Raw genomic sequence first — 26827 nt, 5'->3', positions numbered from 1 at the left:
CCCCCCCCCCCCCCCCCCCCCCCCCCCCCCCCCCCCCCCCCCCCCCCCCCCCCCCCCCCCCCCCCCCCCACTACCCCAGCGCGGCCAACGCCTGCACCAGCGCATCCATCTGCGCGGGGCGGGTGAACACCGATGGTGTCACCCGCACGCAGGCGCCGGAGTCCAGGCCATCGCGATGGGTGGTGAATATCCGATGTTCATCCAGCAGCCGTTTCTGCAGCGCCAGGTTGTCTTCCACCGAGGCATGGCCACGCAGGCGGAAGCTGGCCAATGCACTGGCCAACGCCGGATCCGGCGACGACAGCACCTCGATATGCGCCATCTGCCGCGCCGCCACCGTCCAGCGCTCACGCAGGTAGCGCAGCCGCGCCTGCTTGTTCGCTGCGCCGATGCGCTGATGCAGCGCGATGGCCTCCGGCAGCGCCAGATAGGCGGCGAAGTTGACCGTGCCGGTGTGCACGCGACTGCCCACGCGGCCGTCGTCGGTCTCGCCCATGTACGGATCCAGGTCGGCCACGCGTCCTTTGCGCACGTACATCGCGCCCACGCCCACCGGTGCGCCGATCCACTTGTGCAGGTTGATGCCAACGAAATCGGCCTTCAGGTCCGGCACCGCGTAGTCGATCTGGCCAAAGCCATGTGCGGCATCGACAATCACATCGATGCCGCGCGCCCGCGCACGCTCGGCGAGCTCGGCCACCGGCAGCACCAGCCCATGGCGGTGGCTGACCTGGGTCAGCAGTAACAGTTTCAGGCGCGGCAGGCGCGCGAACGCCTCATCGTAGGCCTGCAGGATCTGCTCATGGGTGGGCACCACCGGCAGTGCGATGCGCTCGACCTGCACGCCACGACGCTGCTGCAGCCAACGCATCGCGTTGATCATGCTGTCGTAGTCGATGTCGGCGTACAGCACCTGGTCGCCCGCGGCCAACCGGTTGTAGCCGCCGATCAGCGCGAGCATCGCTTCGGTGGCGCCACGGGTCAGCGCGATCTCGTCGGCGCCGACGCCAAGCATGTCGGCCACCTGCCGATGCACGGCCACGTACTGCGCCGGGAACGCGTGGCGACCGTACCAGGCATTGCCCCGGTTCACTTCGGCGGTATGCCGCTGGTAGCTGGCCAGGGTCTGCTTGCCCATCGCGCCCCAGTAGCCGTTCTCCAGGTGGTTCACTTCATCGGTGATGTCGAAGTGGCTGGCGACGGCGGCCCAGTACGACTCGTCACGGGCCAGCACATCCGGCGTCGTGGAAGGTGCAGGAATGTCCATCGGCACAGCGTAGCGCGCGGCCGTCGGAGCAGCCAGCGCGGCAAGCGCCGCACTGGCCGGCAGCAGCGCGCCGGCACGCAGCAGGGAACGGCGGCGGCTGTCCATCAGAAGGTCAGCCGGTACTGCGCGTACACGTTGGCGCCGTCGGTGTCGTACGGCGCGTTGCGCGAATAGATCAGGCCACGGCTGGCCTGGAAGGTGGCTTCATCCGGGTAGCGGTCGAACACGTTGTCGGCGCCCACGCGCAGGCTGTGGTGTTCGTTGATGCGATAGCCCACGGCCAAGTCGAGGAAGGTCATCGCACCGAACTGCTGGTAGATATCGCCGGTGGCATTGCCGGTGGAGTCGGTCCACTTGCCGTAATGGCGCACGCGTGCCATCAACGACCACGCGCCGATGTCCCAGCTGCCGGTGAAGCTGCCCTTGTGCTCGGGCAGGCGGTCTTCGAACAGCACGCGCTGGGTCTCGTTGGTGGCCACCGAGGTGCTGCCGTTGTCGACGCGGGTCTGGTTGTAGTTGTAAGCCAGGGTCAGCGTCATCCGCCCTGCGCCGAGGTCGCGCAGGTAGTTGCCGACCACATCCACGCCGGTGGTGGTGGTGTCGAAATCGTTGGTGAAGTAGTTCACCGAGGTATAGCCCAGCGGGTTCGGCGTGCCGGCCGGAATGGCGAAGCTGGCCGACTGGCTGAAGCGGTCGCTGAGCGTGATCCGGTAGACATCCACCGACCCGGACAGGCCCAGCTCGGTGCGCCAGGTCAGGCCCAGCGAGGCCGTGCGCGATTCTTCCGGGGTGAGCGGCTTGGCACCCAGCAGCTGCGCCAACGGATCGCTTGGCGACAGGCGGCCGCTGGTGAAGATCTGCAGCGTGCGCGTGTCCAGGCCCTGGGTGGTGCTGGTGGTGTTGAGCTGGGCCGGCGTGGGCGCGCGGAAGCCGGTGGAGAGCGTGCCGCGCAGCGCCACGTCCGGGGTGATCGCAAAACGTGCCGACAGCTTGCCATCCACCGTGCTGCCGAAGCTGGAGAAGTCTTCATAGCGACCGGCCGCGCCGATGCTCCAGCGCTCGCCCAGCGGCACTTCCATGTCCACGTAGGCGGCCTTGCTGCGCTGGCTCCACTGCCCGGCCTGGCTGGCCGAGAAGCCCGGCGCGCCATTGGAATTGGCTTCCAGGCCCGCCGCAGCGCCACGGCCTACCGCATACGAGGCCGGGTCGCCGGCGCGCACCTGGTAGGTCTCCTGGCGGAATTCGGCACCGAAGGCGACGTTGACCGGCTTCGACAGCGCAGCCACGTCCCATTCGTAGTTGAAGTCCGCATTGGCGTTCTTCTCGGTCTGGGTCAGCCGGCCGAGGTCGAAGGAGGTCGGGCTGTCCGGGCCCAACGAGGCGTTGATGGAGTTGTCCAGGCTGTAGTCGATGGCATTGCGGCCATACGAGGCGCTCAGGTCCCAGCGCAGCTTGGGCGTGATCTCACCCCGCAGGCCCGCGACCAGCTGCAGGTCGTTCTGGGTGTTGCCGTACTGCGGGCTGAAGCCCACCGGATACAGCGAGCGCAGGTTCCAGCCCGGGAAGATGCTGGTCGTACGGTACGCGCCGGTGGTGGTATCGGGGTTGCGCCAGTTGAAATCGCTGACGCCGTCGCTGTGGCTGTACAGGCCGAAGGCATACAGCTCCAGGGTGTCGCTGGCATTGGCCTTCAGGTTGAAGCCCACGCGGCGGCTTTCCAGCTCCGGCTGGCCCCAGCGCTGCACCGGGTTGGGCACGTCCAGTTCGGGATGCGCGGCCTGGAAGGCGATGGCGTCGGGACGCTGGCGCGTGCGTGAGGTGGCGTCGGAGTTGGACGATTCGGCGAACAGGGCGAGGCTGCCGTAGTCACCCAGCGCCCAGCCGGTGCGCGCACTGAAGTCGCGCGAGCCGCCATCGCCCTGCGCGTACTGCGAATAGCCCGCAGTGATCTCGGTGCCCGGGCTGTCCTCCAGGATGATGTTGATGACACCGGCGATGGCATCCGAACCGTACTGCGCCGACGCGCCATCGCGCAGCACTTCGATGCGCTTGATGGCGCTGGTTGGAATCTGCGCCAGGTCGGCGGCCTGTGCGCCGCGGTTGCCAAGCAAGGCACTGCGATGGAAGCGGCGGCCGTTGACCAGCACCAGCGTCTGGTCCGGCGACAGGCCACGCAGCGTGGCCGGGCGCACGAACACCTGGCCATCGGCCATCGGCAGGCGCTGCACCACGAACGAAGGCACCAGCTGCGCCAGCACGTCCTTCAGGTCGGTGGAGTCGACCGACTGGATGTCCTGCTTGGTGAACACGTCCACCGGCGCCAGGGTTTCAAACTGGGTGCGGTTGGAGGCACGGGTACCGGTGACCAGCATCGCATCGAGCTGGGCGGGCGCAGCGGCGTTGCCACTGCTGCTGGTGCCTGCCGTTCCGGCATCTGCAGCGATCGCGCCTCCTGCGCTGACCAGACCAAGGGCGAGGAGGATGGAACGCGACAGCTTCGAACGATGCACGGCAGGACTCCGGGAAGGCACGACAGGGCCAGGTGGGACCTGGACAAGGCGCGCAGTCTCGGGGCGGGATGTGAAGCAGCGATGACGTGGAGACGACAGTTGCGACCGCTGGAGGTGCAGCCGCCGCCCATGCCGGGCTCTGTGCTATCCGGCAGTGTCGTCGTCGAAGCCGAAGACGGCGGGCCGCGCCGTGCGCAGCGGGATGAACAGCGCGATCGCGAAAACGAACAGGAAAGGCGCGGAGAGGATGGCAGTGTCCTCGGTTCCGAAGGCAATCAGGTTCACCTGCAGTTGGCCGATCCACTCAAGGTCCATGAGCACCAGCACAAGGCCACCGATGGTGGGGCACGGCAGGCCGCCATGGCCTGCCATCAACAACGTGGGCGCCAGCAGTGCTGCCAGCAATGAGAACATCACCCGGTACAGCCAGGGGTCCCCGCGCCAGCGCGGTGCCCGCCGCCACATGAGCACCAGCAGCGCCAGTGGCAGCAGCGCCGGCAGCAGGGCAATCGCAATGATCATCACCATGCGGCGATCTGCGCGGTCTGGCTGATAGCGGTGACTTCCGGCATGTCCCTGGCCTCGATCGTGTCCATGAAGACCGCATTGTTGCCGGTGCAACGGCAAACGCAAAGCCCTGCCGGCGCAAGAACTGCTAAGCGCCCCACCCCGTCGATCCGGTACGCTGCCCGGCATTCGAACGAGGGAAAGCGCGATGAGCGCAGCCGGCAAAGCGTTGTGGTACATCGAAAGCCATGTCGACAAGCCGCTGGCGCTGGCCGACATCGCGGCAGCCGCCGGACTGTCGCCCTTCCACCTGTCACGCCTGTTCCAGGCCCGCACCGGCACCTCGGTGGTGCGCTACCTGCGTGGACGTCGCCTGACCGCCGCCGCGCAACAGCTGGCCAACGGTGCCGGCGACATCCTGCAGGTGGCGTTGGCAGCCGGCTACAGCACGCATGCCGCGTTCACCCGTGCCTTCTGCGAGCAGTTCGGGCAGACCCCGGAGCGCGTGCGCGAGCGGGGCCTGCAGGAACTGGCACTGGTGCACGCGATCCGCCTCGACGACGCGCCACAGGCCTGCACCGAGGCGCCCAGGCTGATCGACTGCACGCCCTTCCAGGTGGCCGGCATCGGCATGCGCCACAGCCGCGACAGCGGCGGTGCGATTCCCGGGCAGTGGGCACAGCTCAATCGCGAATGGCCAACACCGGCGCCGGTCAGTTTCGGTGTGTGCTGCAACAGCGACGACGAGGGTGGCTTCGACTACATCGCAGCCTTGCCGGTGAATGCACTGCCATCGGTGCCTGCACACTGGCAGCGGGTGGATGTGCCTGCGCGCCGTTACCTGGTGGCCTGGCATGGCGGCCATATCTCCACAATCCGCTCGACCTGGTTCTGGCTGCTGGACCAGTACCTGCCGGCAAGCGACCTCCACCTGGCCAACGCGCCGGATCTTGAACGCTACGACACCCGCTTCGACGAGCATACCGGCCATGGCGGCGTGGAGATCTGGCTGCCGGTCGATCACCGTCCTGACTGACCCGGAGAAACCGATGATGCGCGCGACACGATGGATGTTGACACTGCTGCTGGCTGCTCTGGCGCCGATGGCAATGGCGGCCGCTCCCACCATTGCCGGTGAACGTCATGGCGTGACAACGCTGAGCAGCGCGGCGATCCGCGACGGTGCTCGGCGCGAGGTGCTGCGCTTCACCGTGTGGTACCCGGCAATGGCAGGCAGCGAAGAAACGCCGCTGACCATCGGGCCACCGGATGCGCCGCTGTTCGAGGTGGGGCGCGCGGCGAAGGATGCCCCCATTGCCGGCGGGCGCCTGCCAACCCTGTTGTTGTCGCATGGCAATGGCGGCACCGCGCGCATGATGGGGTGGCTGGGCACCGCGCTGGCGCGGGCTGGCTACCTGGCGATCGCCGTGGACCACCCCGGCAACAACGGCGCCGATGAGATGACGCTGGCCGGCAGCGTGCTGACCTGGCTGCGCGCCGACGACCTGAAGGCGGCGCTGGCGGCCGTGCAGGCCGACCCGCAGCTGGGGCCACATGTTGATGCGTCGCGGCTGGGCGTGGTGGGTTATTCCGCCGGTGGCTTCACCGCACTGCTCAGCGCCGGCGCACGGCCGGACATGACGCGGCTGCTGGCGTTCTGCCAGGCGCACCCGGACGACGGCGTGTGCAGGCCGCAGCAGGAAGCGGCCGCGCATACGATGGCGACGCGTCTTGCTGCGGCGGCGTCACCACAACTGCAACCGTACGTGCAGCATGCACAGGATGATCGTTCGATTGCCGGCGTGCGCGCGGTGTTCGTGCTGGCGCCCGCCATCGTGCAGGCGTTTGCACCGAAGCAGCTGAAGGTGTTGCGGCAGCCGGTGATGATCGTGCTGGGTTCAGCGGATGAAGTGGCGCCGCCGGTGACCAACGGTGATGTGGCGGTGGCGCTGATTCCGAAAGCAACGCTGCACGCGCTGCCCGGTGTCGGCCACTACGATTTCCTGTCTGCCTGCACGCCACTGGCAGATGAGCGGCTGCAGGCGCTGTGCATGACTGCGGTACCGAAGGTGCAGACGCATGCGGTGGCGGTGGAAGACGCGGTGCGCTTCTTCGGGGAAGCCTTGCGCTGAAGACAGTCGAGCACGGCTCGATGCCAGGGCTGGCAACAACGATTCGTTGCACAGGTGATGACGCGGCGCGAAGATGCGCGGGACTACACTGCACCCAGCGCTCCACGGAGGATCGATCATGCGCCTGTTGCATCTTTCTCTGCCGGTATCCGATGTTGCCAGCGTCGCCGCGTACTTCCGCGACGTGCTGCAGCTGGAGGTGGCCGGCGACCAGGTCCGCATTGGCTGGAGCACGATCCAGCTGCAACCGGCGAATGGCCGTCCGGTAGGCGGCGTGCACCTGGCCTTCAATGTGCCGGACAACCGCTTCGCCGACGCCATGAGCTGGCTGCGCGCACGCACGCCGTTGCAATGCAATCCGGAAGGGCTGGACTACTTCGCACTGGAAAGCAGTTGGCAGTCGCAATCGGTGTATTTCACCGGACCCGATGGCCTGATACTGGAACTGATCGGCCGCAGGCGCTTGCCGGCCAGCGACCGCAGTGGCGCCTTCCATGGCAGCGAACTGACCTGCCTGAGCGAGGTCGGCCTGCCCAGCCATGATGTCGATGCGGTGCGCGAACAATCCAACCAGCGCTTCGGCCTGCGGCCGATCAGCCCGCCGTCGCCCCAGTTCGCGCCGATGGGTGATGACGAGGGCCTGTTGATCGTGGTCGCTGCCGATCGCCGTTGGTTCCCCGAGCAGAAGGACCTGCCCAACGCGCAGGGCCTGCAGCTGCAGGTGGCCGATGTGAGCGGCAGCGGCGAGCTGCACGATGCCGCGCTGGGCTGGCGGGTGCAGGCGGCCTGAGTTACCAGCTGCCCGAGGCGCCACCGCCACCGCTGCGGCCGCCACCACCGGACCAGTCGCTGGAACTGCTCGAGGACGCACTGGACGACGAGGTGCTGGACGAGGAGCGGTAGCCTCTGGACGACCCCCGGCCGCCGCGGGCTTTTTCGCCGGGCAGCAGAGTAAACACCCAGATGAAGTACAGGAACAGCGTGCCCATGCTGGACACGATCGTCGCCAGCACGCGGGCGTTCTCGTCGCCGGCACGGTCGATGGCCAGCAGCGCGCCCAGCGCATAGCCACCGCTCAGCAGCACCAGCACCACCAAGCGGATGGCGAAGCTGTTGCGGTTCTTCCGCCAACGCGCGCGACCGGCCTGCACCAGGAAGAACACCAGCATGGCGGCGATGCCGACCGCGAGGTTCAGCAGCGTGTGCAGCGCAAGGCTGGGCGGCAACTGGCCGCGTACCAGCATCACCGCGAAGAAGCCGGTGCTGACGGCCAGCATGCCGTACAGCACGTTGCGTACGCCGCCGCTGCGTCGCCAGCACCAGCCCAGCAGGGTTGCCACCGGTACGGCGGGCAGCAGCACGAAGACCAACGCCGGCAGCACGTGGCGCGGCAGCAGCAGCGACGCAGAAAGCCCCCCCGCGGCGATCACCGCCGTCACCAGCAGCGGTCTGCCCCACGCAGGCAATGTCGGCCACGTTGACCTGGGCATCGCCGCATTGGCTGCCAGTGCCTTGCGCCGCCGCTCGCGGCGGTTACCGATGAAATCAGCTTCGGTCCTCGTCGCCAGCAGACGCGGTGGCGATCGCCACAGACCGGCCACGAAGCCCGCCAGCAACGTCAGCGCGACGACCGAATCCCCCGTGCGCCAGTCCGCGGGCAACACGTTGCGTGCCGACGTATCTTCCCAGGGCGGCAGTTGCTCGCCGTCGACCAGCGCCACCAGCACCTCGGTGCCGTCCAGCACGCCCTGGTCCAGGTCTCCCTCGCGCAGCCGCGGCACGATCGCCTTGTCGATGATGCGCGCGGCATAGGCATCGGGAATGGTGCCTTCCAGGCCATAGCCGGTCTGGATGCGTACACGCCGATCCTGCACCGCCACCAGCAGCAGTACGCCGTCATCGACACCGGCGCGGCCCAGCTGCCATTGGTCGAAGACCCGCTGCGCATAAGCTTCGATGCCTTCCTCGCCAACGCTGGGCACCACCAGCACCTGCAGCTGCGCGCCCTTGCGTGCCTGCAGCTGCAATGCCTGCTCGCGCAGCGCGGCGCGGGTGCTGGCGGACAGCGCATTGGCGGTGTCCACCACCGGGTCATTCAACGCTGGGACCGGGGCTGCCGCCAGCGCCAGCAGCGGCAGCAGGCAGAGCAGCAGTGCAAGCCATGCCCACGGCCTGGCAACGCGCGCCTGCGGCACCGGGCTCATGGCGCTTCCGCGCTCTGCACGTGCAGAGCACGACGTGGGGCCGACCCGTTGCTCGGCAATGACGGTGGTACACATGCTTCGGAACGGCATCCGTGTATTTCCTCACCCCGGAAAGGGAAAAGCCGGCCGGGTCGCCCCGGCCGGCCTCCTTTACCACACACCTCTTGTCAGGCAGCGGTCAACGGCCCATGGCCACTCGCTGCTGCTCGTCCTGTACGTGCTGCTGCGAGGGCTCATGCTTGGCCAGCAGTGCAGCACTGGTCTCCTGCACGCTTGGCGCCGTCTGGGTCATGTCCACCGCAGTGCGGAAGCCGGGAACGGTGCCCATCACGAATGCCTTGCCATCCTGCAAGGTCACGCCCTGCAGCTTCTCCGGCGAATCGATGCCGGCGGCCTTGGCCTGGGCAGTCACATGGGCGGCCATCTCGTTGCAGATCATGCCCGGCATGTGGCCGCGGATCGCGTTGTGCAGCGGCGTATCCGGATGCGCCTTGTCGCCCAGTTGCGGCCCTTTCGGCGCCGCCTCGGCATGGCTGCGGCCTTCGGCCAGCTTGCCCAGCGTGGCCGGACCGGCCACGCCGTCGGCGGAGAGCCCCTGCTGCTTCTGGTAGGCAGTCAGCGCATCGCGGGTATTGGCACCAAAGTTGCCATCCTCGCTCAGCCGGTTGCCGTGGCTGTCGCGCACGCCCAAGCGGTTGAGCTCCTTCTGCATGGCAGTCACTTCCTCGCCCTTGGCGCCCTGGCGCAGTACACCGCCGTGGTCGCCATCGTGCGCATGGCCACCCTTGCCGGTTTCCTTCAGCTTGCCCTGGTCCCAGAAATCCTGCGGGCTGACCAGCTTGCCGTGCGGATCCTTCAACTGGTAATGCACGTGCTGGGCATACTGCCCTGCACCACCGGGGCCACGCCCACCCATGGTGCCGATCGGTTCGCCGGCCTTGATCGGCTGGCCCTCCTTCACCTGGGTCGACTGCAGGTGCAGGATCTCGTGCGAGTTGCCCTGCGCATCTCTGATCTTCACCGTGCCGTAGTCGCCACCGACAAAGGTCACCGTGCCGGAAATCGGCGCATTGACGGTCGGATGCTGCAGGTTGCGGCCGTGCTGGCCACCGACGTAGTTGAAGTCGGTGCCGCCGTGCGGCTTGTGCGCACGGTGTTCGCCGAACTCACCGGTAACGTGCGGCTTGACCCCGTTCTGCGGGGGCAGCATCACCTGCATGGTCTGCTCGAAGTTGCGGGTCTGGCCTTCAGCATGTGCCGCTGCCGGCTTGGCCTGCGCCTGTGCAGCGGCGCCCACGGCGGCTGCGGTCTGTCCACCATGGGACTGGCCGTGGGTCTGCGCCAGGCGCTGCTCCACGAACTGCTCGTACCTGTCCACGTATGGCATCACCTTCTTTTCGGAAAGGTTGAGGCCGCCGTAATCGCGGGTCGGGCCATCGTGATGGTACTTGTAGATGTATTCCTCGCCCTGGCCGCGCTTGTGTGCCAGGTTGCGGTTGTCGATGTAGTGGTCAACCAATGCATTGGACTGGGCGCCGACGTCGAAGCGGTTGCGGTTGTTGAGGTGGTAGTGATTGCCGGTTTTGTCGATGAACTGGCCCAGGCCCGAGGCCGAGGTGGTGCCTGCGGCAGCATCGGGGTTGAATCCCGATTCCACGCGGGCGATGGCCAGTACGTGTGCGGTTTCGCGCGGGGTCAGTCCCTTCTCGCGCGCCGACTCGATGAGCGTGTCGATCACCCGTGACTGTATCTCCGGGGTCGCATCGCCCCACCGGCGGGAGTTCCCGTGCAGGCGCCCGTCGCTCTGGTCGATCGGCTCGCGGTAGTGGCTCCACGATTTGATGCGGTCACTGCTGTAGGCCGCCCCGCGGGGCTGGACCATGTCCTGGTAGATGTCTGCCATGTCTGTGCTATCCATTCTATGAAAAAGGGAATTTCCTTAAGGGGTACTGCTCCTGGTACTTCCGGTGTTGCGGTACTGCGCTCGCAGCGCACATGCGACGTCCTGCCGCTGCGCTCAGTCTTCGATGTAGTTCACCTCCGGGTGCTTGATGCCGAGCGTGTCGATCAGCTTCTCGTACTCGTCGTTGTTGGGCTCCTGCTCATCGCCTTCCGTGCCACGCAGCGGCGGCGTGCTGTGGGTCAGCTGGCGGCCACTGGCGTCGTACAGGTAGTACCACTCGCAGAAGCTGCAGCCGAACGGCAGTTCACCGTACTGCACGACGAAATACGGCGTGCCGCTCCGGTCCTGCACGCAGGCCAGGCCGACGGCGGTGTAGCCGTCCATTTCCTTGGGTACGGCAATGGCCTGGCGTGTGCCGTCCTTTTCGATTTCCAGCGTGGTCAGCCGGGAAGCGTCCGTGTCTTGGGTGGGCAGGGCCGCCAGGTGCAGGCGGGTGCCTTGGCAATCGATATGCATGCCGGTCTCATCGCGCGTAGGGGAGGTGGGAAGGGATGCGGCCGCGGCGGCAGGTGCGGCCGGCGTCGTTGCCGGGTTCGAAGAAGCAGGGGTCGCCGCCGGCGCGGATGCCTCCGGGCCGCTGCAGGCAGCGAGCATCAGGGCCAGCACGGGGGCAACGGAAAACAGGCGCATGCGATGCTCCTTGGGGTGAACCACGCGACCCCCGCAGGCGGTCGCGCGGAGGATCAGATCGATTCGTCCTCACGCTTGACCAGCTGCCAGCACGGCTTCTGGGCAAAGGTGTAGGTCTGCTGGTCGCTGGTATCGGGAGTGCGCATCTGCACCTGCACCTGTCCGTCGGGCAGGCGGGTGACCTGCATCTGGCGACCCTGCCGCTGCAGCGTGGCCGGATCCGGCATCACCGGCCATTCGACCTTGGCCAGTGGCACTTTCTCCTCCACCGCGCGCGGCTCCGGCTCGGCTTCGGCGTCGATGTGGCTGTCCAGCAGCGGATCGGCCGTGGACGTTTCCTGCAACGCGATCTCGTTGCCGAAGTGCTTGAGGAACTCGTCGAAGACCGGATGGGGGCAGTTGCCAGCGGCCTCTGCCGCGGTCGTGGCGCCCGGTGCGACGGGCGTCGTGGCCGTGCTGGTCGGAGCGGGTGCGGCGGCATCAGCGGGGGCAGCCTGCGGGGCGGGCTTGCAGCCCGACAGCGCAAGCCCCAACGCAAGGGCAAGCAGGGCAACGGGGCGAAGCTGGTTCACGGGATCCTCCTGATTCCGGGCGGTCGCGCGCGGTTCCGGCGCGGTAGGGAGGCAAGGATAGCCATGCCTTTGTCAATTCAGTTTCAACACACGCTGTCAGGAATATCCCGACACTCAGAAATGAGATGGATATCACATTACTATTGAAGCCATCGTCGTCGCGGCTGCCGCTAGACTACCCCGCCCCCCCGCTTTGACCTTGGCCCGATGCGCGTATTCCTGCTTGTCTTATCCCTGCTGGTACCTGCGCTGTGGCCCTGCTCGGTGGCCGCGTTGGAGGTCCAGGAAGGCGACCTGCTGTTCGTCACCGCCGGCCATGGCGGCCTGAGTGCGGCCATCGACGATGCGACCGGAAAACAAGGCGCGCCCAGCTTCGACCATGTCGCGCTGGTGGCTTCCGCACCGCAGGGCTGGGAGGTGCTGCACGCCGATGAGAAGGGCTCGCGCCGCCAGACGCTGGAACAGTTCCGCGAGGACGCGAAAGGCAAGCAGCGGCAGATCGTGGTCTATCGCCTGCGTGCGCCGCCGGACAATGCCATCGCCGATGCCGTGGCCACCGCGCGCACGATGCTGGGCAAACCGTACAACACTGCCTACGTGTTGAACGACGACAGTTACTACTGCTCGGATTTCATCGAGCGCGCGTTCCGTGCGCACCATGTGTTCGCACTGCAGCCGATGAACTTCCGCAACCCGCAGACCGGTGAGATCTCCCGGCACTGGGTTGATCTGTATCGCGGCATGGGCATGGAGGTGCCGCAGGGCCTGCCCGGTACCAACCCCAACGACATGGCTGCAGCACCGGTGCTGCAGCGGATCGGCGTACTGAAATAAGCGAAGCCCCGCGCGGGGCGGGGCTTCGTCGGTGATGGATGGCGGCTGCCAGGATCACTCTTCCTCGTCCTGCCCGCCCTGCTGCTGGTTCTGGTTGCGCTTCTGCTGTTCCTGCTGCTGTTGCTGCTGCTGGTCGCGGCCGCGCCCCTGCTGCTGATCCTGCTGGTTCTGCTGGCCCTGCTGCTTCTGGTTCGGGTTCTGGTTCTGCTGTGCCATGTCCGATCTCCAAATGCCACGCGCGGAATGCGGTGGACGGGGCCATCGTCGGCAGCGATGGGTTAACCATGCGTTGTGAGCGGGCTACACCCATGTGTACGTGCGTGAATGAACCGGCGCCAGCCCTTGCGGCACAAGCGACTGAAGGATTCATGCGGGTTTGGCATGTCGTCATGCTGCAGCCGGAAACGAACGCATTCAGCGTTCTTGCCCGCCGCGGCGCGCGCAGCGGCGGCCTACGCCCATGGTCCCATTTGCAGCATGCAGGGCCGCCGCCTATCGTCGGAGTGACGTCACCCCGGAGATGCGCATGGCCCGCGACACTGCAGCACGCCCCACCTACGAACAGGCACTGGCCGATTTCAGCATCGAGCGCGGACAGCGACAGTTGCACGGTGACCTGCAGACCGGCATCAACGCCTGCGTGGAGTGCTGCGACCGCCACTGCGGCCGCAATGCGCTGGCGCTGCGCTGGGTGGACGCCCACGGTGCCCTGCATCGATACACCTTCGAGGACCTGCGCGATGCCTCTGCGCGTGTTGCCCAGGTGCTGGCCGCGCAGGGCATCGGCAAGGGCGATGTGGTGGCCGGCCTGCTGCCGCGTACACCGGACCTGCTGGCGACCATCCTCGGCACCTGGCGGGTAGGTGCGATCTACCAGCCGCTGTTCACTGCGTTCGGCCCCAAGGCCATCGAAACACGGTTGAAAACCGGGCGCACCGCATTGGTGGTGACCGACAGCGCAAACCGCAGCAAGCTGGACGAGGTCGATGGCTGCCCGCCGGTCGCCACCCTCCTGGCACCGGAGCAGACACTACGTGCCGGCGACATCGACTGGACCGCACGCACGGCCGATGCCACACCTGATTTCGCGCCGGTGATGCTGCGCGGCGATGCGCTGATGGCACTGCTGTCCACCTCCGGCACCACCGGCAGCCCCAAGGGCGTGCCGGTGCCGCTGCGCGCATTGCTGGCCTTCGCCAGTTACATGCAGTTGGCCGTGGACCTGCGCCCAGAGGACGTGTTCTGGAACATCGCCGATCCCGGCTGGGCCTATGGGCTGTATTACGCCGTGATCGGCCCGCTGCTGCTGGGCCAGGCCACCACCTTCAGCGAAGCCGGTTTCAGCGTGCAGGGGCTGAACGACATCGTCGCGCGGCTGGGTGTCACCAATCTTGCCGGCTCGCCCACAGCGTACCGGCAGATCATCGCCGCCGGGCCCGAGGCCAGTGCGGCCATCAACGGCAAGCTGCGGGTGGTGAGCAGCGCCGGCGAACCGCTGAACCCGGAGATCGCCCGTTGGTTCGCCGCCCATCTGGGCACCACGGTGCTCGACCACTACGGCCAGACCGAGACCGGCATGGTGGTCAACAACCACCACGCACTGGACCACGCCGTGCGGCTGGGATCATCGGGCTTTGCGATGCCCGGTTACCGCGTGGCGGTACTGGATGATGCCGGCAACGAACTGCCGCCGCGCACGCCCGGCATCCTCGCCGTGGACCTGCAGCAGTCGCCGATCATGTGGTTCACCGGCTACTACGGTGCCGACACACCGGCGCTGGGCGATCGCTACTACCTCACCGGTGATTCGGTGGAATGCGAGGACGACGGCTCGATCAGTTTCATCGGTCGCTCGGACGACCTGATCACCTCCTCGGGCTATCGCATCGGTCCATTCGATGTGGAGAGCGTGCTGATGGAACACCCTGCGGTGGCGGAAACGGCGGTGATCGGCGTACCCGATCCAGAGCGCACCGAGATCGTCAAGGCGTTCGTGATCCTGCGCGCTGGGTTCAGCGGCAGCGACACGCTGGCGCAGGAACTGCAGCAGCATGTGCGACGCCGGCTGTCCGCCCATGCGTACCCGCGCCAGGTGGCGTTCGTCGCGGAACTACCGAAAACGCCCAGCGGCAAGCTGCAGCGCTTCCTGCTGCGCAAGGCCGAGATCGAGAAGCAGGCGGCGGCTGGCTGAGGGTCTCCGGGGTCAGAGCCCTTCCTTCGAAAGGGATCTGCCCCCGGGGTCGGATCCTCTCCAGCGCAGAGGCTCTGACCCCACATGACCCCGTGCTTGCGCTACGGCATCACCGGCGGCACGTAGGCCAGGGTCATGCCCAGCAGCCACAGCAACCCCAGCACCAGCGGGATGTGCACCAGCAGCTGGATGAACGTGAAGCCGACGATGTCGCGGGCCTTCAGGCCGAGCACGCCCAGCAGTGGCAGCATCCAGAACGGATTGATCAGGTTCGGCAGCGCTTCGGCCGCGTTGTAGACCTGCACCGCCCAGCCCAGGTGCGCCTTCAGCTCGTTCGCGGCCTGCATCACGTAGGGCGCTTCGATGATCCACTTACCGCCACCGGACGGTACGAAGAAGCCCAGCACCGCCGAGTACACACCCATCACCAGCGCGAACGTATCGGTGCTGGCCACGTGCACGAACAGGCTCGACAGCCGGTGCGCCAGCGTCTCACCGTCGCCACCGGCAGCGTGGGTGAGGATCATCGCGATGCCGCCGTACAGCGGGAACTGGATCAGCACACCGGTGGTGCTCGGTACCGCCTTGGCCACCGCGTTGAGGAAGCTGCGCGGGCGCCAGTGCAGCAGCAGGCCCAGCGAGATGAACATGAAGTTGTAGGTGTTGAGGTTGGCGATCGCGCTGACCAGGGGCTTGTTGGCGAATTCGTTGAACAGCCAGCCGAAGGCCAGCAGCGAAAGCAGCACGGTCAACAACGGGCTGTACTCCAGCCACTCGCCCGGACGGGTGCGGCGCTGCAGCGGCTCCGGTTCGGCCTGCGCCGCGCCGGGGAAATCTTCGGCGGTACGCGCACTGCCGGCAGCCGGCGCGGTCAGCCAGGCGATCAGCAGCGAAACCACGATCAACACCGAGGTCAACGCGATCGACTGCCACAGGAAGATGGTTTCGGTGAACGGCAGCACGCCGGTGATCTCCACCAACCCCGGCGGCATGCTGGCCGGGTTGGCCTGCAGCTGTGCCGCCGACGAACTCAGGCCCATCGCCCACACCGCGCCCAGGCCCAGGTAGGCCGAGGCACCGGCAGCCCGATAGTCCATGCGCAGCTCGGTGCGGCGGGCCAGCGCGCGCACGAGCAGGCCGCCGAACACCAACGAGAAGCCCCAGCTGAGCAGCGAGGCCAGCATGCTGACCAGGCCGACGTACACCACGGCACCACGACCGGTGCGTGGCACCCGGGCCAGGTAGTCGATGAAGCGCGCGACCACCGGTGCAGTGGCTACCGCATAACCACCGATGACCACGAAGGCCATCTGCATGGTGAAGGGAATCAGGCTCCAGAAGCCGTCGCCGAAGGCGCTGGCGGTGGCCCGCGGGGTGGCGCCGAAGCCCATCGCCGCCAACGCGACGATGACCACGCCGAGCACCGCGAATACATACGCATCGGGGAACCACTTTTCCGCCCAGGCGGCCGAGCGCAGCGCGGCGCGCGCCATCCAGCCGTCCTGTACTGCTGCCGTCGAGGCCATCACCTACCCTCCCAGGTTCGATGGCCTGATTCTGGGCGGTGGGGTGCGGGCTGTCAGCCACCTATTGGTCGTAGGTGACCGCCCGCCGGGCATGGCCCGGCGCTACCAGTTCGGCCGAGGATTCCGACCCGTGCACATGGCGCGGGGTAGCGCCTGGCCATGCCCGGCGGCCTTCTCAACGCAGCGCCAGATCCACGGCGATACCGGCAAACAGCGCGGCACCCACCCAGTTGTTGTGCAGGAAGGCCTTGAAGCACGGCCCACGCTCGCGGTTGCGGCAGATCCAGAACTCGTACACCACCAGCAGCGTCGCCACCGCTACGCCGGCCAGGTAGTACCCACCCAGCCCGCCGCGCACGCCCACCAGCGCCATCGTGGCCAGGAACAGCGCGTACAGCACGCCCTGGATGACCAGGTCCAGATCGCCGAACAGGATCGCAGTGGAGTGCGAACCCATCTTCAGGTCGTCTTCGCGGTCGACCATGGCGTACCAGGTGTCGTAGGCGGTGGACCACAGGATGTTGCCGGCATACAGCAGCCAGCCCAGCATCGGCACCTCGCCCTGCACGGCGGCGAAGGCCATCGGGATGCCCCAGCCGAAGGACATGCCCAGGTAGACCTGCGGCAGATGGGTGTAGCGCTTCAGGTAGGGATAGCTGGCCGCCAGGAACACGCCGATGAAGCTCAGGGCGATGGTCAGGCCGTTCAGGGTCAGCACCAGGCCGAAGGCCACCAGCATCAGCACCGCGAACAGCGCCAGCGCCGCACGGCCGCTGATCGCACCAGTCGCCAGCGGTCGCGCCTTGGTGCGCTCCACGTGCGGGTCGAGCCAGCGGTCGGCGTAGTCGTTGATGACGCAACCGGCCGAGCGGGTCAGCCAGACGCCAGCGGTGAACACGAACAGGGTCCACAGCGGCGGCAGGCCGCCAGCGGCCAGCCACAACGCCCACCAGGTGGGCCACAGCAGCAGCAGCGTGCCGATCGGGCGATCGGCGCGCATCAGGGACCAGTAATGCCGCCAACGCGGCGTCGGCGCCGGATGCGGCGCGGAAAGGGGGGTATCAGCCATGACACTAGGATACTCCTGTGCCTTCGGACCGACTTTGCCGGCGGGGGGAGATTTGTGCGGCGAAACTGGATAGAATGCCCATCCCGCACCGCCTCATTGCGTTGCGATGCCCGCCCCGGCCCTGGCCGACGGCGCGGCGGTTCCACCACGCGCTCGTAGCTCAGCCGGATAGAGTAGTGGCTTCCGAAGCCATTGGTCGGGGGTTCGAATCCCTCCGGGCGCGCCATCTTTCTCTGCTCGTACCCGTCACTCCAGGCCTCTCGCTTGCGCTTCCACGTCAACGCGGCTCAGGAGCGAACGGCATCGAGCGATGTGCGCAACCTTGAAGATCGCGCACGACGATGGAAAGCTCCTGCCCTTTCTGCACGGCACCGGGCAGGAAGGCGCCCTTGCCGTCGTACAGGAAGGTTTCAATCTCACCACGTGCAACCACCAGGTCCGCCGCCGGCGGCTTGAGCTCTTCCAGAACAACACTGAAGGGACGCCAGGCCAGACCGTGTTCGTCGCGGATATCGGTCGATACCGCGTGTGCATGCGCCTGCCGATCCACGCTGGCCAGTGGCAGCCGTAATGCCTGCGATCCCTCCGTAGTGATCTGGAACCTGCCAAGGACCACGGCATCCACGGTTTCACTGCCGACGTAGGTGATCGTGGCCTCGGGACACTGCACGGCATCGGCCGGGTGCGATGCACACGCGGCCAGGCTTGCGGTCAGGAGGAGAATGATCGGTCGGATCATGGGCTGGCACCTGGCACATCGCTACCCTGCCCAGAGTTTGCAGCGGCGCGCGTAGTGGTGGCGCCCGGCCTGCGCGCATAGCTGTAATCGGGATCGCGCCAGGCGCGCACGATCGGACTTCGTGCGTGCCTGATCACGCCGGGGAACCAAGACAACACCAACACCACGGCCCAGATCGCAGCCAGCCAGAACCATCGGCCCGAGGCATACGCCGAGATCATGGGCAATGCAGCCAGCAGCACGACGATCTGCGTATAAAGCAGGTAGAGCGTATGCAGTCCCAAACGGGGATCCGAGCGCAGCACCACGCCACATCCCCTGCATGCCGTCTTCGCCTGCCGTCTTGATGCGGAAAGCAGCGGGAATCGCTGCCCGGCAGCGCCGCAAAGTGGACAGGTGAAGGTCAGCAGGCGCATCAGGCAGCTCCTCTCTGTCGATTGACATCAACTGTCCGGCACGAAGCCGAGCCTAACATGGGCTTGGCAGGGGGGCGCCACATACAGCAACGCCGGGCATCGCCCGGCGTCTCCGTCACAGCGTGGAAGGGTGTAGACCTCAGTACTTTCCGTCAAACGCAAAAATCGGCTTGCGCTTCTGCCACAGGCCCGCGGTGAAATCCGGGAACTCCAACGTCTGGAAACTGTTGGCGATCGACTGCTCGCTCAACGGGGTAATCGCACTCCACGTCACTGCGTCGTAGATGTCGATCGGCATCGGCGCCTTGGCCTTCAGCGCTTCCACGAACGCATGGATCACGAACCAGTCCATGCCGCCATGGCCAGCGCTGGCAGCGGTGTCGGCATTCTGCTTCCACAGCGGATGTTCGTACTGGTCCTGGTACTTCTTGAACTCTTCCCACTGGTGCGGCGGGCTGCGGCCTTCGATATGGATCGAATGGTTCACGTCCATCCACAGGCCCTTGGTGCCCTGCACGCGGAAGCCCATCGAATACGGTCGCGGCAGCGAGGTGTCGTGCTGCAGCAGGATGGTCTCGCCGTTCTCGCAGGCCAGCGTGGTGGTGACGATGTCGCCGAGCTTGAACTTCACCCTGGTGCTGGGGTGGGTGGTGCCGCCGCTCTTGGCTACGGTGTATTCGTGCAGGCCACGCGCCTTGGTGGCGAATGCGTTGATGTGGGTGAAACGGTTGCCGCGGTTGATGCCGGTATACATCGCGCACGGGCCGATGCCGTGGCTGGGGTAGAGCTCACCATTGCGCTCCACCGAGTGTTCGGTGCGCCAACGTGCTTCGCTCCAGCCCTTGGGGCCGAATTCCACGCCGCTGTCGTAGGGCTGGTTCGGGTCGCCGGAGTTGAACTTCACCCCGCGCAGGTCGTGCTGGTAACCGGCCTGCAGGTGCACCAGTTCGCCGAACAGACCCTGCCGCACCATCTGCAGGGCCGCCATCACGTCACGGCGGTAACAGACGTTCTCCAGCAGCATGTACGGGGTGCCGGTGCTCAGCTGGGTCTTCAGCACGTCCCAGTGATCCTGCAGGGTGATGCCGGCCACCACTTCGCAGCCCACGGCCACGCCGGCCTGCATCGCGGCAATCGCCATCGGTGCGTGGTACTCCCACGGCGTGGCGATGATCACGCCATCGATGCCCTTCTGCTCCAGCAGGCGCTTCCACGCGTTGATGTCGCGGTCCTGGCCGTAGGTCTTCGGCGCGGGCTTGCCCGCCTTGCTGACCATCTCCACGGCGCGGCCGAGCATGATCGGCTCGATATCGCACAGGGCAACGACCTCCACGTCGTCGCGGCGCACCAGTTCCTTCAGCAGCACCAGGCCACGCATGCCGGTACCGATCACGGCCAGGCGTACCTTGCGGCCACGTGCCCATGCCGGGGTCTGCGGCAGCAGGCTGCTGGCGGCGACAGCGGCGCTGGCCGCGATGAATTCCCTACGCTTCATGGCAAACACTCTCCTCTTGAAGGCGCGCCAGCCTGGGCCGGCGCGCCTGGTCACGCAAACGGAATTACTTGAACCGGTAGCCGATGGTCACACTGTAACCACGACCGAAGATGGTGGCGTAGTCACTGGAGTCACCCAGGAAACTGTTGGGATCGTAGAACGGCAGGCGGTTGAACAGGTTCTTGACGGTGAAGCTCAGGTTCCACGCGTCATCCGGGCGCCAGGTGACGCTCATGTTGGCGGTCCACCACGACGGTGCACCATCGCACTTGCTCTTTTCCAGGGCCAGGTAACCGCCGGTGCAGGTTTCCTTGTTGTTGCTTTCTTCGTCGATCTGGTCGGTGGCCCACTTGGTGCCGCCCACGTAGTTGACGAACATGCTGGTGGTGACCTGCTTGTAGGTCCAGTCGGCATTCAGCGTCGCACGCAGGCGCGGGTTGTTGTAATAGCCCACCACGTCGCCGTAGTACCAGCCGTTCTGTTCATCCATGTAGAAGCGGTTGCGGTTGGCGATGGTGGCGGCCAGGCCGATGTTCAGCCCGCCCCACTCACCCAGCGAGAAACGGCTGCGCGCATCGATGTCGAAGCCATCGATCAGGGTCTTGCCGCGGTTCTTGTACTGGCCCACCACGCTGGCCACGTTGCCGGCCGAGTAGCCCGGCAGCGTTCCCGGGCAGCTCACACCGCTTGCCGGGTCGGCGCACATCGCCGCCAGCTGCGCCAGATTGGCGCGGTCGCTGTCGGTGATCGGCGAGCGCGACGAGGAAATGATGTCTTCAGCGCGGCGGTAGTCCGGGGCAACGATTTCGTTGTCGCGGTAGATGAACCAGTAATCGGCCGACACCGACAGCCAGCTGGCCGGCTCGTAGACGAAGCCCAGCGTGGCGATCTTCGCCTTCTCCGGCTTCAGGTTCTGGTTCGGCTGGGTCATGCGGGCCACGGTGCGGCTGCAGTCCACGTTGAGCAGGCTCTTGCCCAGGTCGACATCGCCGCCGCGCTGCGATTTCAGCAGCAGGTTGGCGATGGCGTTGGTCTCGGCGCAGCGCAGTTCATCACGGTAGCCGCCCAGCTGCGCGTACACGCCGCCGTTGCCGGACTCGGCCAGGCTGGGGGCGCGGAAGCCGGTGGAATAGGTACCGCGCAGCATCAGCTGGTCGAACGCCTGGTACTTGAAGCCGATCTTCGGCGCGACGTTGGCGCTGAAGTTCGGGTACTTGTCCACGCGCACGGCCGCGTCCAGCTCCAGCTTCTCGGTGATCGGCGCCACCGTTTCAGCAAACAGCGCATAGGTGTTGCGCGCGCCATCGAACCACGAGCCACCCTGCTGGGTGATCAGGCCGGCGGCCGCGTCGGCGTTGCCGGGGGTGTAGAAGGTTTCGCGGCTGGCGTTGAAACCGAACGCGGCGCGCATGTCACCGGCCGGCAGCTGGAACAGCGGGCCTTCGATCTTGCCATCCAGCGTATGCAGGCGCGTCCACGACTGGATGTCGAAGGTCGGGAAGGCGCCGCGGATCAGTGCGGCGTTGGCCTCGCTGATCTCACCGAACTTGTACGCCGGATGATCGGAGATGATCACACGGCCCGTGCCCGGGTCGATGCTGTAAGGACCGAAGGCCTTCTCGAAGCCCTTCACGTTGACGTTGATCGTCTGGTAGGTGGTCGAGTGCGTGCCGGCGGTGGCGAACGCGGTTTCCCAGTTCCAGTCACCGACGTTGCCACGCGCGCCGGTCAGCACCCGGTAGCTCTTGTCGGTGTTGCGCTGGCCGAAGTAGTTGGCGCCGGCATCCTGCAGCAGGTACTGCAGGCCGACCACGCCACCCATCATGGCCTTCAGCTCAGGGCTGGCGTGGTTGTACTCGTTGTTCGGGCCCAGGAACGGATACAGGAACTGGTTGACGTTGTTGCCGGTATCGCGCGAGAACCAGCTGGTCGGGTTGCCGGTGGTGGTGCCGTAGCTGCGCGGGGTACCGCCGTTGGCACGCAGGTCGATATCGGTATAGGTGGCCTCGGCGAAGATCTCGGTGCTGTCGCCCACCAGGAAGGTGCCGTTGAGGTAGGCGGTGTTGCGCTCGGATTTGGCGCCCGCGTCGATCTCGTTGTTCATCCAGGTTTCCCAGACGCAACGCGGGCCGGCCGCTTCACTGGTCAGCACGTTCTTGCAGCCCGGCGCGGCTTCCTGCACGCGGCGACCGGTCACCGGATCGAACGCGAAATAGCTGCCCGGGTTGAACTCACCCGGCTTGCTGCCCACGCCCAGGCGCAGGTTGTTCAGGTAGTTGGGGTTGTTGACGTAGTACTGGTCCGGGCGCTTGTCATAGAAATCGGCCAGCGGAATCGCGTCGCGGCGGTACATGTTCACCGCGCCGTAGATGTTGAAGCGGTTCTCGGTGAGGTCACCGAAGCCGGCGGTGATGCTGGCCTGGCGCTCGCCGTAGGAATCGATGCGCGAGGAGGTGTCGTTGGTGAAGCTGATCTCCGCGCCCTGGAAGTTGCGCTTGGTGATCACGTTGATCACGCCGGCCACCGCGTCGGTGCCGTACACGGCCGAGGCGCCGTCGGTCAGCACTTCCATGCGTTCGATGGCGGCGGCGGGAATCGCATCGATGTTGACGAACTGGGTCTGGAAGCCCGCCGGCGCGCCGTAGTACGACAGGCGACGGCCATTCAACAGCACCAGCGTGCCCTGTGCGCCGAGGCCGCGCAGGTTGGCCTGCGAAGCGCCGTCGGAGCCGGTGAACAGCGAGCGCGAGTCCTGCTGCGCTGGCCGGGCGGCGGGCAGGTTGTCGAGCACCTGCAGCAGCGTTCGCGCACCCATGTTCTGGATGTCCTGCTTGCTGATCACCTGCACCGGCGAGGCGGTTTCAACGTCGGTGCGGCGGATGTTGGAACCGGTGACCTCGATGCGGGCCAGGTCGGTGGCCTTGTCCTTGCTCTCCTGGGCGAAGGCAGGAACGGCGACCGACAACAGCACGCCGGCGATGGCCAGCGACAACGGTGCGATCGAACGACAGGGGGGGCGGTGGTGGCGGGCGGGCAACATCGGGGTTCTCTCCTGGCAGGGGTGCGGCGCGAATGGTGGATCGGCGGGCAAAACGCTCCCGGGCCACGGCTCCCACCGTCGTGGTGAAGCCGTAGTCGGAATGGGCGGGGGAGGAGCGGTGTTACGTGGCGGTCATGGGGCGACGATGCTGGCGGAGTCGCCCTCCTGGCCGATCAGCACGGCGTTGGCCCAGTTGGCACAGACCTGGGCGGGTTGGCTGCCCTGCGCACCCAGCGTGCGCAGGCTCAGGGTGGAAAGGCCACGGATGTCCAGCTCCGGCTTGACCACGCCGGGCGCCTTCACCAGGCCGCTGTCATACAGCAGGCGGTTGTCGCCCCAGACCTGGAACTGCAGGCCACCGGCCGTGCGGCAGGCGTCGTCAATGCCGAGGTCGGCACGCAGCAGGCGCCATCCCCCCTGCAGGCGCAGGTCGATGCGGCTGTTGGCGGACACGCCCAGGCCGCGGCGGAACTGCAGGCCGTTCATGCGCATGCCGGCGTCGCCGGTGAACGCCTTGTCGGCGTGCACCTGGCTGGCCAGCGCGGCCGGCACCGGCAGCTCGGAGAGATAGCGCTGCCGGGCCGGTCGCTCCGGTTCCTGGTGTTCGAGGATGTGGAAGGTGGACAGCGCAATCGGGCCGACGTCGCGCGGTTGCAGCGCGTCGAAGGCACGCGCACTGCCCTGTGCAGCGGTCACCATCGGATCGGTGCTGGAGGCACCATCACCTTCGGGGTTCTGCACGCTCAACACGCGGAAGCGCAGCAGGCGGCCGGCGTGGGCCGGGAAGTCGATGCGCTGCGTGCCTTCCTTCAGCTGCAGGTGGCCGCGGGCAATCGGTTCACCCCACTCGCCGTTGCTGTCGCCCAGGTACACCTCGTAGTCGCGCACCTGGCCGTGCTTCCAGTTCTTGTCGTTGCGCGGCGCGATGTCGATGCCATCGATCATCTTCCGTTCGCCGAAGCCGATCACCCACTCATGGGCACCGGTGCGCACGGCCTGGTTGCGCACGCTGCGGAACCAGGTGGCCGGATCATCATCGAAGGCATTTTCCAGCGCATGGCCGGGTTCTTCGGCCGGGCGGTTGACCACCAGCAGGCTGTCGGCCGGCAGTTCGCGGCCCAGCACCGGTGCAGCCGGATAGGCATCGTCGGCGGCCGCTGCGGCGACGGCGAAGTCCAGCTGCAGCTGCAGCGGCTGGCGGATGTCCTGCGCCGCGGTGCGTACATGCAGGGTGCCGCGACGCTCCTTGGCATCGAAGTACCAACCCTCGCTGGCGCTGTTGAATGCGGTCGCGTCGGCCAGCGCCGGCAGCGCGCGGCCAGCGGCCTGCACCGCACGCGGCGCCTGTCGGCTGAGCACGCGCAGGCCATAGCGGCGCTGTGCCAGCTGGCCGTTGTACTGGCCCTGTACCGCATCGATCTGCACCTGCACCGGGCCACTGCCCTGTGCCGGCGCCTGCACACTGATCCGCTGCGTGCTCGATTCGCCCTGCTGGTAGCGGCGGGTGTTGCCGTCATCTTCGTACAGCGTGTACTGCGAATCACCCTGCGGGTACAGGTCGAAGGTCACTTCATCGAGAGGTTTCTCGCCGTCGAACAGCATCGACGGGTACATCGGCAGGATCGCACCGGCACGCACGAACACCGGCAGGGTGGCCAGGTCCACCTGGCGGTCCAGCTGGCGGCCATCGGCGGCGGCCTGCACGCGGCGGCCATCCCAGTAGTCGATCCAGCCGCCGGCGGGCAGGTGGATGTCGCGGCGCCAACCACGGCTGGCTGCCTGGCTGCGGTACACCGGTGCAACCAGCAGGTCGCGGCCGAGCAGGAACTGGTACTTGTAGGTTTCATCCTGCGCGTGCGGATCGCGCGGGTTGTCCCACATCAGGCCACGCACCGGCGGTGCACCGGTCTGCGCAGCCTCACGCACCAGCCCATACATGTACGGGGTCAGGCGCATCTTCAACTTCAGGTAATCGCGGTTGATGCTGCGGTAGGGCTCGTCGTACCACCACGGGTGCTTGCGCGCATTCGACGACCAGCCGCTCATGCCCATCAGCACCGGGGTGAACGCCTTCCACTGCAGGTCGCGGGTGAAGGTCTCGGCGCTGCCGCCGAAGATCGCGTCCACATCGCCGCTGGCGTAGGCCATGCCGGAAAGGCCCGAACCCACCAGGGTCGGCACATGCCAGCGGATGTAGTCCCAGCTGCTGCTCTGGTCGCCGGTCCAGGCCACGGCATAGCGCTGGATGCCGGCCCAGCCCATCACCGTCCACAGGAACGGGCGCGAATCGGAATTGTCGAGGATGCCGTTGAATGCCTGGCGGTTGGCATCCATCGCGAACTGGTAGCCCTTGCCGGTCCAGGCCACGTCCAGTTTCTGCACGCGGCTGCCGGCCTTGCCCACTTCCCAGGCGATCTTGTCGACACCGTTCTCGGTCCACAGGCCGGTGCGGAAGCCGTACCCGGCCAGGCCCTTCACCGTCTCAGGCAACTGCTTGTAGCCGCAGCCATAGCCATCGTTGGGCAGGATCCAGCCGCCGGGCATGTCGTTGGCCCGGTACTGCTTGGCCACGCTGTTGATCACATCGGGGGTGGTGCCGGTCGGGCCGTCGCTCCAGCCCTCGGGCACGGTGCCGGGCTTCTTGCTGTTGTCGCCGTCGTTGTAGCAATCGGCATCGCCGTAGGACAGCGCCCAGCGCGCGACCATGTTCGGGCGGCCGGTCAGCTGGGTGTAGCGCTCGATCAGCTTCGGCAGGTCGGCGCCAACGAAGTAGTACGCATCGAAGCGGTCTTCGCGATGCAGCAGGGTGGCCTGGTCGCTCTGCCGCAGGTCGTAGCTGCCATCGCTCCACGTATTGCGCAACATACCCCAGCCACGGCTGCTCAGCAGCATCGGTGCCGGGCTCGGGCGATCCCCCTCTTCCCAGCCGCCGGAGTACGAGACCTCCAGTTCGCGGCCCTTGAACTGGTAGCGGCCGTTCTGCTGGCCACCGCCGTAATAGCCTTCATCGGCCTGCGAGGACAGCACCTGCACGCTCTGCGCGGCATCCAGGTCCAGCGGCTGCAGTTCCTGCCACAGCGCGGTGGGCTGGCCGTTGTCCACGCGCTCCAGGCGCAGGCGCAACGGCTGCCGTTGCACATGCAGCACCAGTGCAGCGGTACGCACGCGGATCTCCTGCGCGTCTTCTTCCAGCTGTGCCTGCACGTTGGCCTTGGGCTGCGGCAGCACGATCGGCGCGGCCTTGTCGCCGGCACCGGTCAGCTTGCCGTTGCGGCCGGCCTGTACGCGGATGATGTCGGTGGCCGGCAGTTCAATGCGGATGCGCGTGCCGTTGTCGGTCTGCAGGTCCCAGCCATTTACACCGTCGGTGCTGGCACTGGCGCTGACCGAGCGCAGGTTGCCGACCGGTGCGGCCTGGGCCGACAGGGACGCCGACAGCAGTGCCGGCAACAGGGCCAGCAGCAGTGGCGAACGACGAACGCAGATTTCCACACGGACTCCCAACCCGTTCACCGGGCGTTTCGAAAGCGGTTGGGCCGACTCTAGGGCAGCGATTCGAAAGATGTCAACAAATTGAAAGGAAAAAGGAAGATATATTTGGATGAAACGAAAGTTGTTGCGGTGCAATACTTTGTGTAAACGCTTGCAGCCGCCTGTTAAGCATTGTGCGATACGGCATCCGGCGGTTTCTTTCGTTTCCAGAGTGATGCCGCGCGAGGAAAGTCATCACCG

At 66.6% G+C, this 26827-nt stretch carries 20 protein-coding genes and 1 tRNA gene; 6 read left to right on the top strand and 15 right to left on the bottom strand.

Translation table 11 applies throughout. From position 1 onward, the window contains the following. Positions 1–70: 70 nt before the first annotated feature. The 3 genes from AC3WTC_RS13290 to AC3WTC_RS13280 all read right to left on the bottom strand — a co-directional run bounded on the left by AC3WTC_RS13290 (position 71) and on the right by AC3WTC_RS13280 (position 4305). Entirely contained in the window at positions 71–1372 is a 1302-nt protein-coding gene (locus tag AC3WTC_RS13290; RefSeq protein WP_492711626.1) for an aminotransferase class V-fold PLP-dependent enzyme, read from the bottom strand. Further along, positions 1372–3777 carry a TonB-dependent receptor plug domain-containing protein gene (locus AC3WTC_RS13285; protein ID WP_492711625.1) on the bottom strand — a complete coding sequence of 802 codons (2406 nt, stop codon included), beginning with the start codon at positions 3775–3777 and terminating at the stop codon, positions 1372–1374. The genes AC3WTC_RS13290 and AC3WTC_RS13285 overlap by 1 nt, the downstream gene beginning before the upstream one ends. 144 nt (positions 3778–3921) lie before the next feature. After that, positions 3922–4305, bottom strand: a complete 384-nt coding sequence (locus tag AC3WTC_RS13280) for a hypothetical protein (protein ID WP_132823774.1) — start codon at positions 4303–4305, stop codon at positions 3922–3924. Positions 4306–4492: 187 nt separating this feature from the next. Here AC3WTC_RS13280 and AC3WTC_RS13275 point away from each other — a divergent pair, with 187 nt between their 5' ends. The 3 genes from AC3WTC_RS13275 (at position 4493) to AC3WTC_RS13265 (ending at position 7206) form a co-directional block, all read left to right on the top strand. Next, positions 4493–5320 (top strand): AraC family transcriptional regulator, encoded by an 828-nt coding sequence (locus tag AC3WTC_RS13275; protein ID WP_492711623.1) that lies wholly within the window; start codon positions 4493–4495, stop codon positions 5318–5320. A 34-nt stretch (positions 5321–5354) separates the two neighbouring features. Next, positions 5355–6416, top strand: a complete 1062-nt coding sequence (locus tag AC3WTC_RS13270; RefSeq protein WP_492711629.1) for an alpha/beta hydrolase family protein — start codon at positions 5355–5357, stop codon at positions 6414–6416. A gap of 118 nt (positions 6417–6534) precedes the next feature. Further along, entirely contained in the window at positions 6535–7206 is a 672-nt protein-coding gene (locus AC3WTC_RS13265) for a VOC family protein (protein ID WP_080149628.1), read from the top strand. A 1-nt stretch (position 7207) separates the two neighbouring features. Here the strand turns inward: AC3WTC_RS13265 and AC3WTC_RS13260 are convergent, their stop codons facing one another. The 4 genes from AC3WTC_RS13260 to AC3WTC_RS13245 form a co-directional block, all read right to left on the bottom strand. After that, on the bottom strand, positions 7208–8620 hold the full coding sequence (locus AC3WTC_RS13260; protein WP_492711621.1) for a TPM domain-containing protein: 1413 nt from the start codon (positions 8618–8620) through the stop codon (positions 7208–7210). A gap of 178 nt (positions 8621–8798) precedes the next feature. After that, entirely contained in the window at positions 8799–10523 is a 1725-nt protein-coding gene (locus tag AC3WTC_RS13255; RefSeq protein WP_492711620.1) for a peptidoglycan-binding protein, read from the bottom strand. A 114-nt stretch (positions 10524–10637) separates the two neighbouring features. Continuing rightward, positions 10638–11213 carry a hypothetical protein gene (locus AC3WTC_RS13250; protein ID WP_492711619.1) on the bottom strand — a complete coding sequence of 192 codons (576 nt, stop codon included), beginning with the start codon at positions 11211–11213 and terminating at the stop codon, positions 10638–10640. Between the two features lie 53 nt (positions 11214–11266). Then, on the bottom strand, positions 11267–11785 hold the full coding sequence (locus tag AC3WTC_RS13245) for a hypothetical protein (protein WP_492711618.1): 519 nt from the start codon (positions 11783–11785) through the stop codon (positions 11267–11269). Positions 11786–11992: 207 nt separating this feature from the next. Between AC3WTC_RS13245 and AC3WTC_RS13240 the strand changes: the two genes are divergently transcribed. Further along, complete coding sequence (locus AC3WTC_RS13240; protein WP_492711616.1) at positions 11993–12619, top strand: YiiX/YebB-like N1pC/P60 family cysteine hydrolase; 627 nt, start codon at positions 11993–11995, stop codon at positions 12617–12619. Positions 12620–12673: 54 nt separating this feature from the next. Here the strand turns inward: AC3WTC_RS13240 and AC3WTC_RS13235 are convergent, their stop codons facing one another. Continuing rightward, positions 12674–12835 carry a hypothetical protein gene (locus tag AC3WTC_RS13235; RefSeq protein WP_164745118.1) on the bottom strand — a complete coding sequence of 54 codons (162 nt, stop codon included), beginning with the start codon at positions 12833–12835 and terminating at the stop codon, positions 12674–12676. A 310-nt stretch (positions 12836–13145) separates the two neighbouring features. Between AC3WTC_RS13235 and AC3WTC_RS13230 the strand changes: the two genes are divergently transcribed. Beyond that, positions 13146–14810, top strand: a complete 1665-nt coding sequence (locus tag AC3WTC_RS13230; RefSeq protein ID WP_492711614.1) for an AMP-binding protein — start codon at positions 13146–13148, stop codon at positions 14808–14810. A 101-nt stretch (positions 14811–14911) separates the two neighbouring features. Here the strand turns inward: AC3WTC_RS13230 and AC3WTC_RS13225 are convergent, their stop codons facing one another. Further along, positions 14912–16336 (bottom strand): short-chain fatty acid transporter, encoded by a 1425-nt coding sequence (locus AC3WTC_RS13225; protein ID WP_218788155.1) that lies wholly within the window; start codon positions 16334–16336, stop codon positions 14912–14914. A gap of 175 nt (positions 16337–16511) precedes the next feature. After that, positions 16512–17405 (bottom strand): 4-hydroxybenzoate octaprenyltransferase, encoded by an 894-nt coding sequence (gene ubiA, locus AC3WTC_RS13220; RefSeq protein ID WP_080149621.1) that lies wholly within the window; start codon positions 17403–17405, stop codon positions 16512–16514. Positions 17406–17554: 149 nt separating this feature from the next. Here ubiA and AC3WTC_RS13215 point away from each other — a divergent pair. Next, positions 17555–17631, top strand: a tRNA-Arg gene (locus tag AC3WTC_RS13215). A gap of 51 nt (positions 17632–17682) precedes the next feature. Here AC3WTC_RS13215 and AC3WTC_RS13210 read toward each other — a convergent pair. The 5 genes from AC3WTC_RS13210 to AC3WTC_RS13190 form a co-directional block, all read right to left on the bottom strand. Next, a complete protein-coding gene (locus AC3WTC_RS13210) occupies positions 17683–18144 on the bottom strand; it encodes a hypothetical protein (RefSeq protein ID WP_059065485.1) in 462 nt (153 codons plus the stop codon). Beyond that, positions 18141–18560, bottom strand: coding sequence for a hypothetical protein (locus AC3WTC_RS13205; protein WP_025877461.1), 420 nt, complete (start codon positions 18558–18560; stop codon positions 18141–18143). The genes AC3WTC_RS13210 and AC3WTC_RS13205 overlap by 4 nt, the downstream gene beginning before the upstream one ends. Before the next feature lie 139 nt (positions 18561–18699). Next, positions 18700–20055 (bottom strand): Gfo/Idh/MocA family protein, encoded by a 1356-nt coding sequence (locus tag AC3WTC_RS13200; protein ID WP_117311663.1) that lies wholly within the window; start codon positions 20053–20055, stop codon positions 18700–18702. A gap of 64 nt (positions 20056–20119) precedes the next feature. Further along, positions 20120–23095: a TonB-dependent receptor domain-containing protein gene (locus AC3WTC_RS13195; RefSeq protein WP_032976876.1), complete on the bottom strand. Its 2976-nt coding sequence runs from the start codon at positions 23093–23095 to the stop codon at positions 20120–20122. 132 nt (positions 23096–23227) lie between these two features. Continuing rightward, positions 23228–26587: a TIM-barrel domain-containing protein gene (locus tag AC3WTC_RS13190; RefSeq protein ID WP_492711628.1), complete on the bottom strand. Its 3360-nt coding sequence runs from the start codon at positions 26585–26587 to the stop codon at positions 23228–23230. Positions 26588–26827 lie beyond the last annotated feature (240 nt).

The sequence above is a fragment of the Stenotrophomonas sp. FW305-C-20-S1 genome (assembly GCF_058783335.1).
This window is presented reverse-complemented; position numbering and strand designations above follow the sequence as displayed.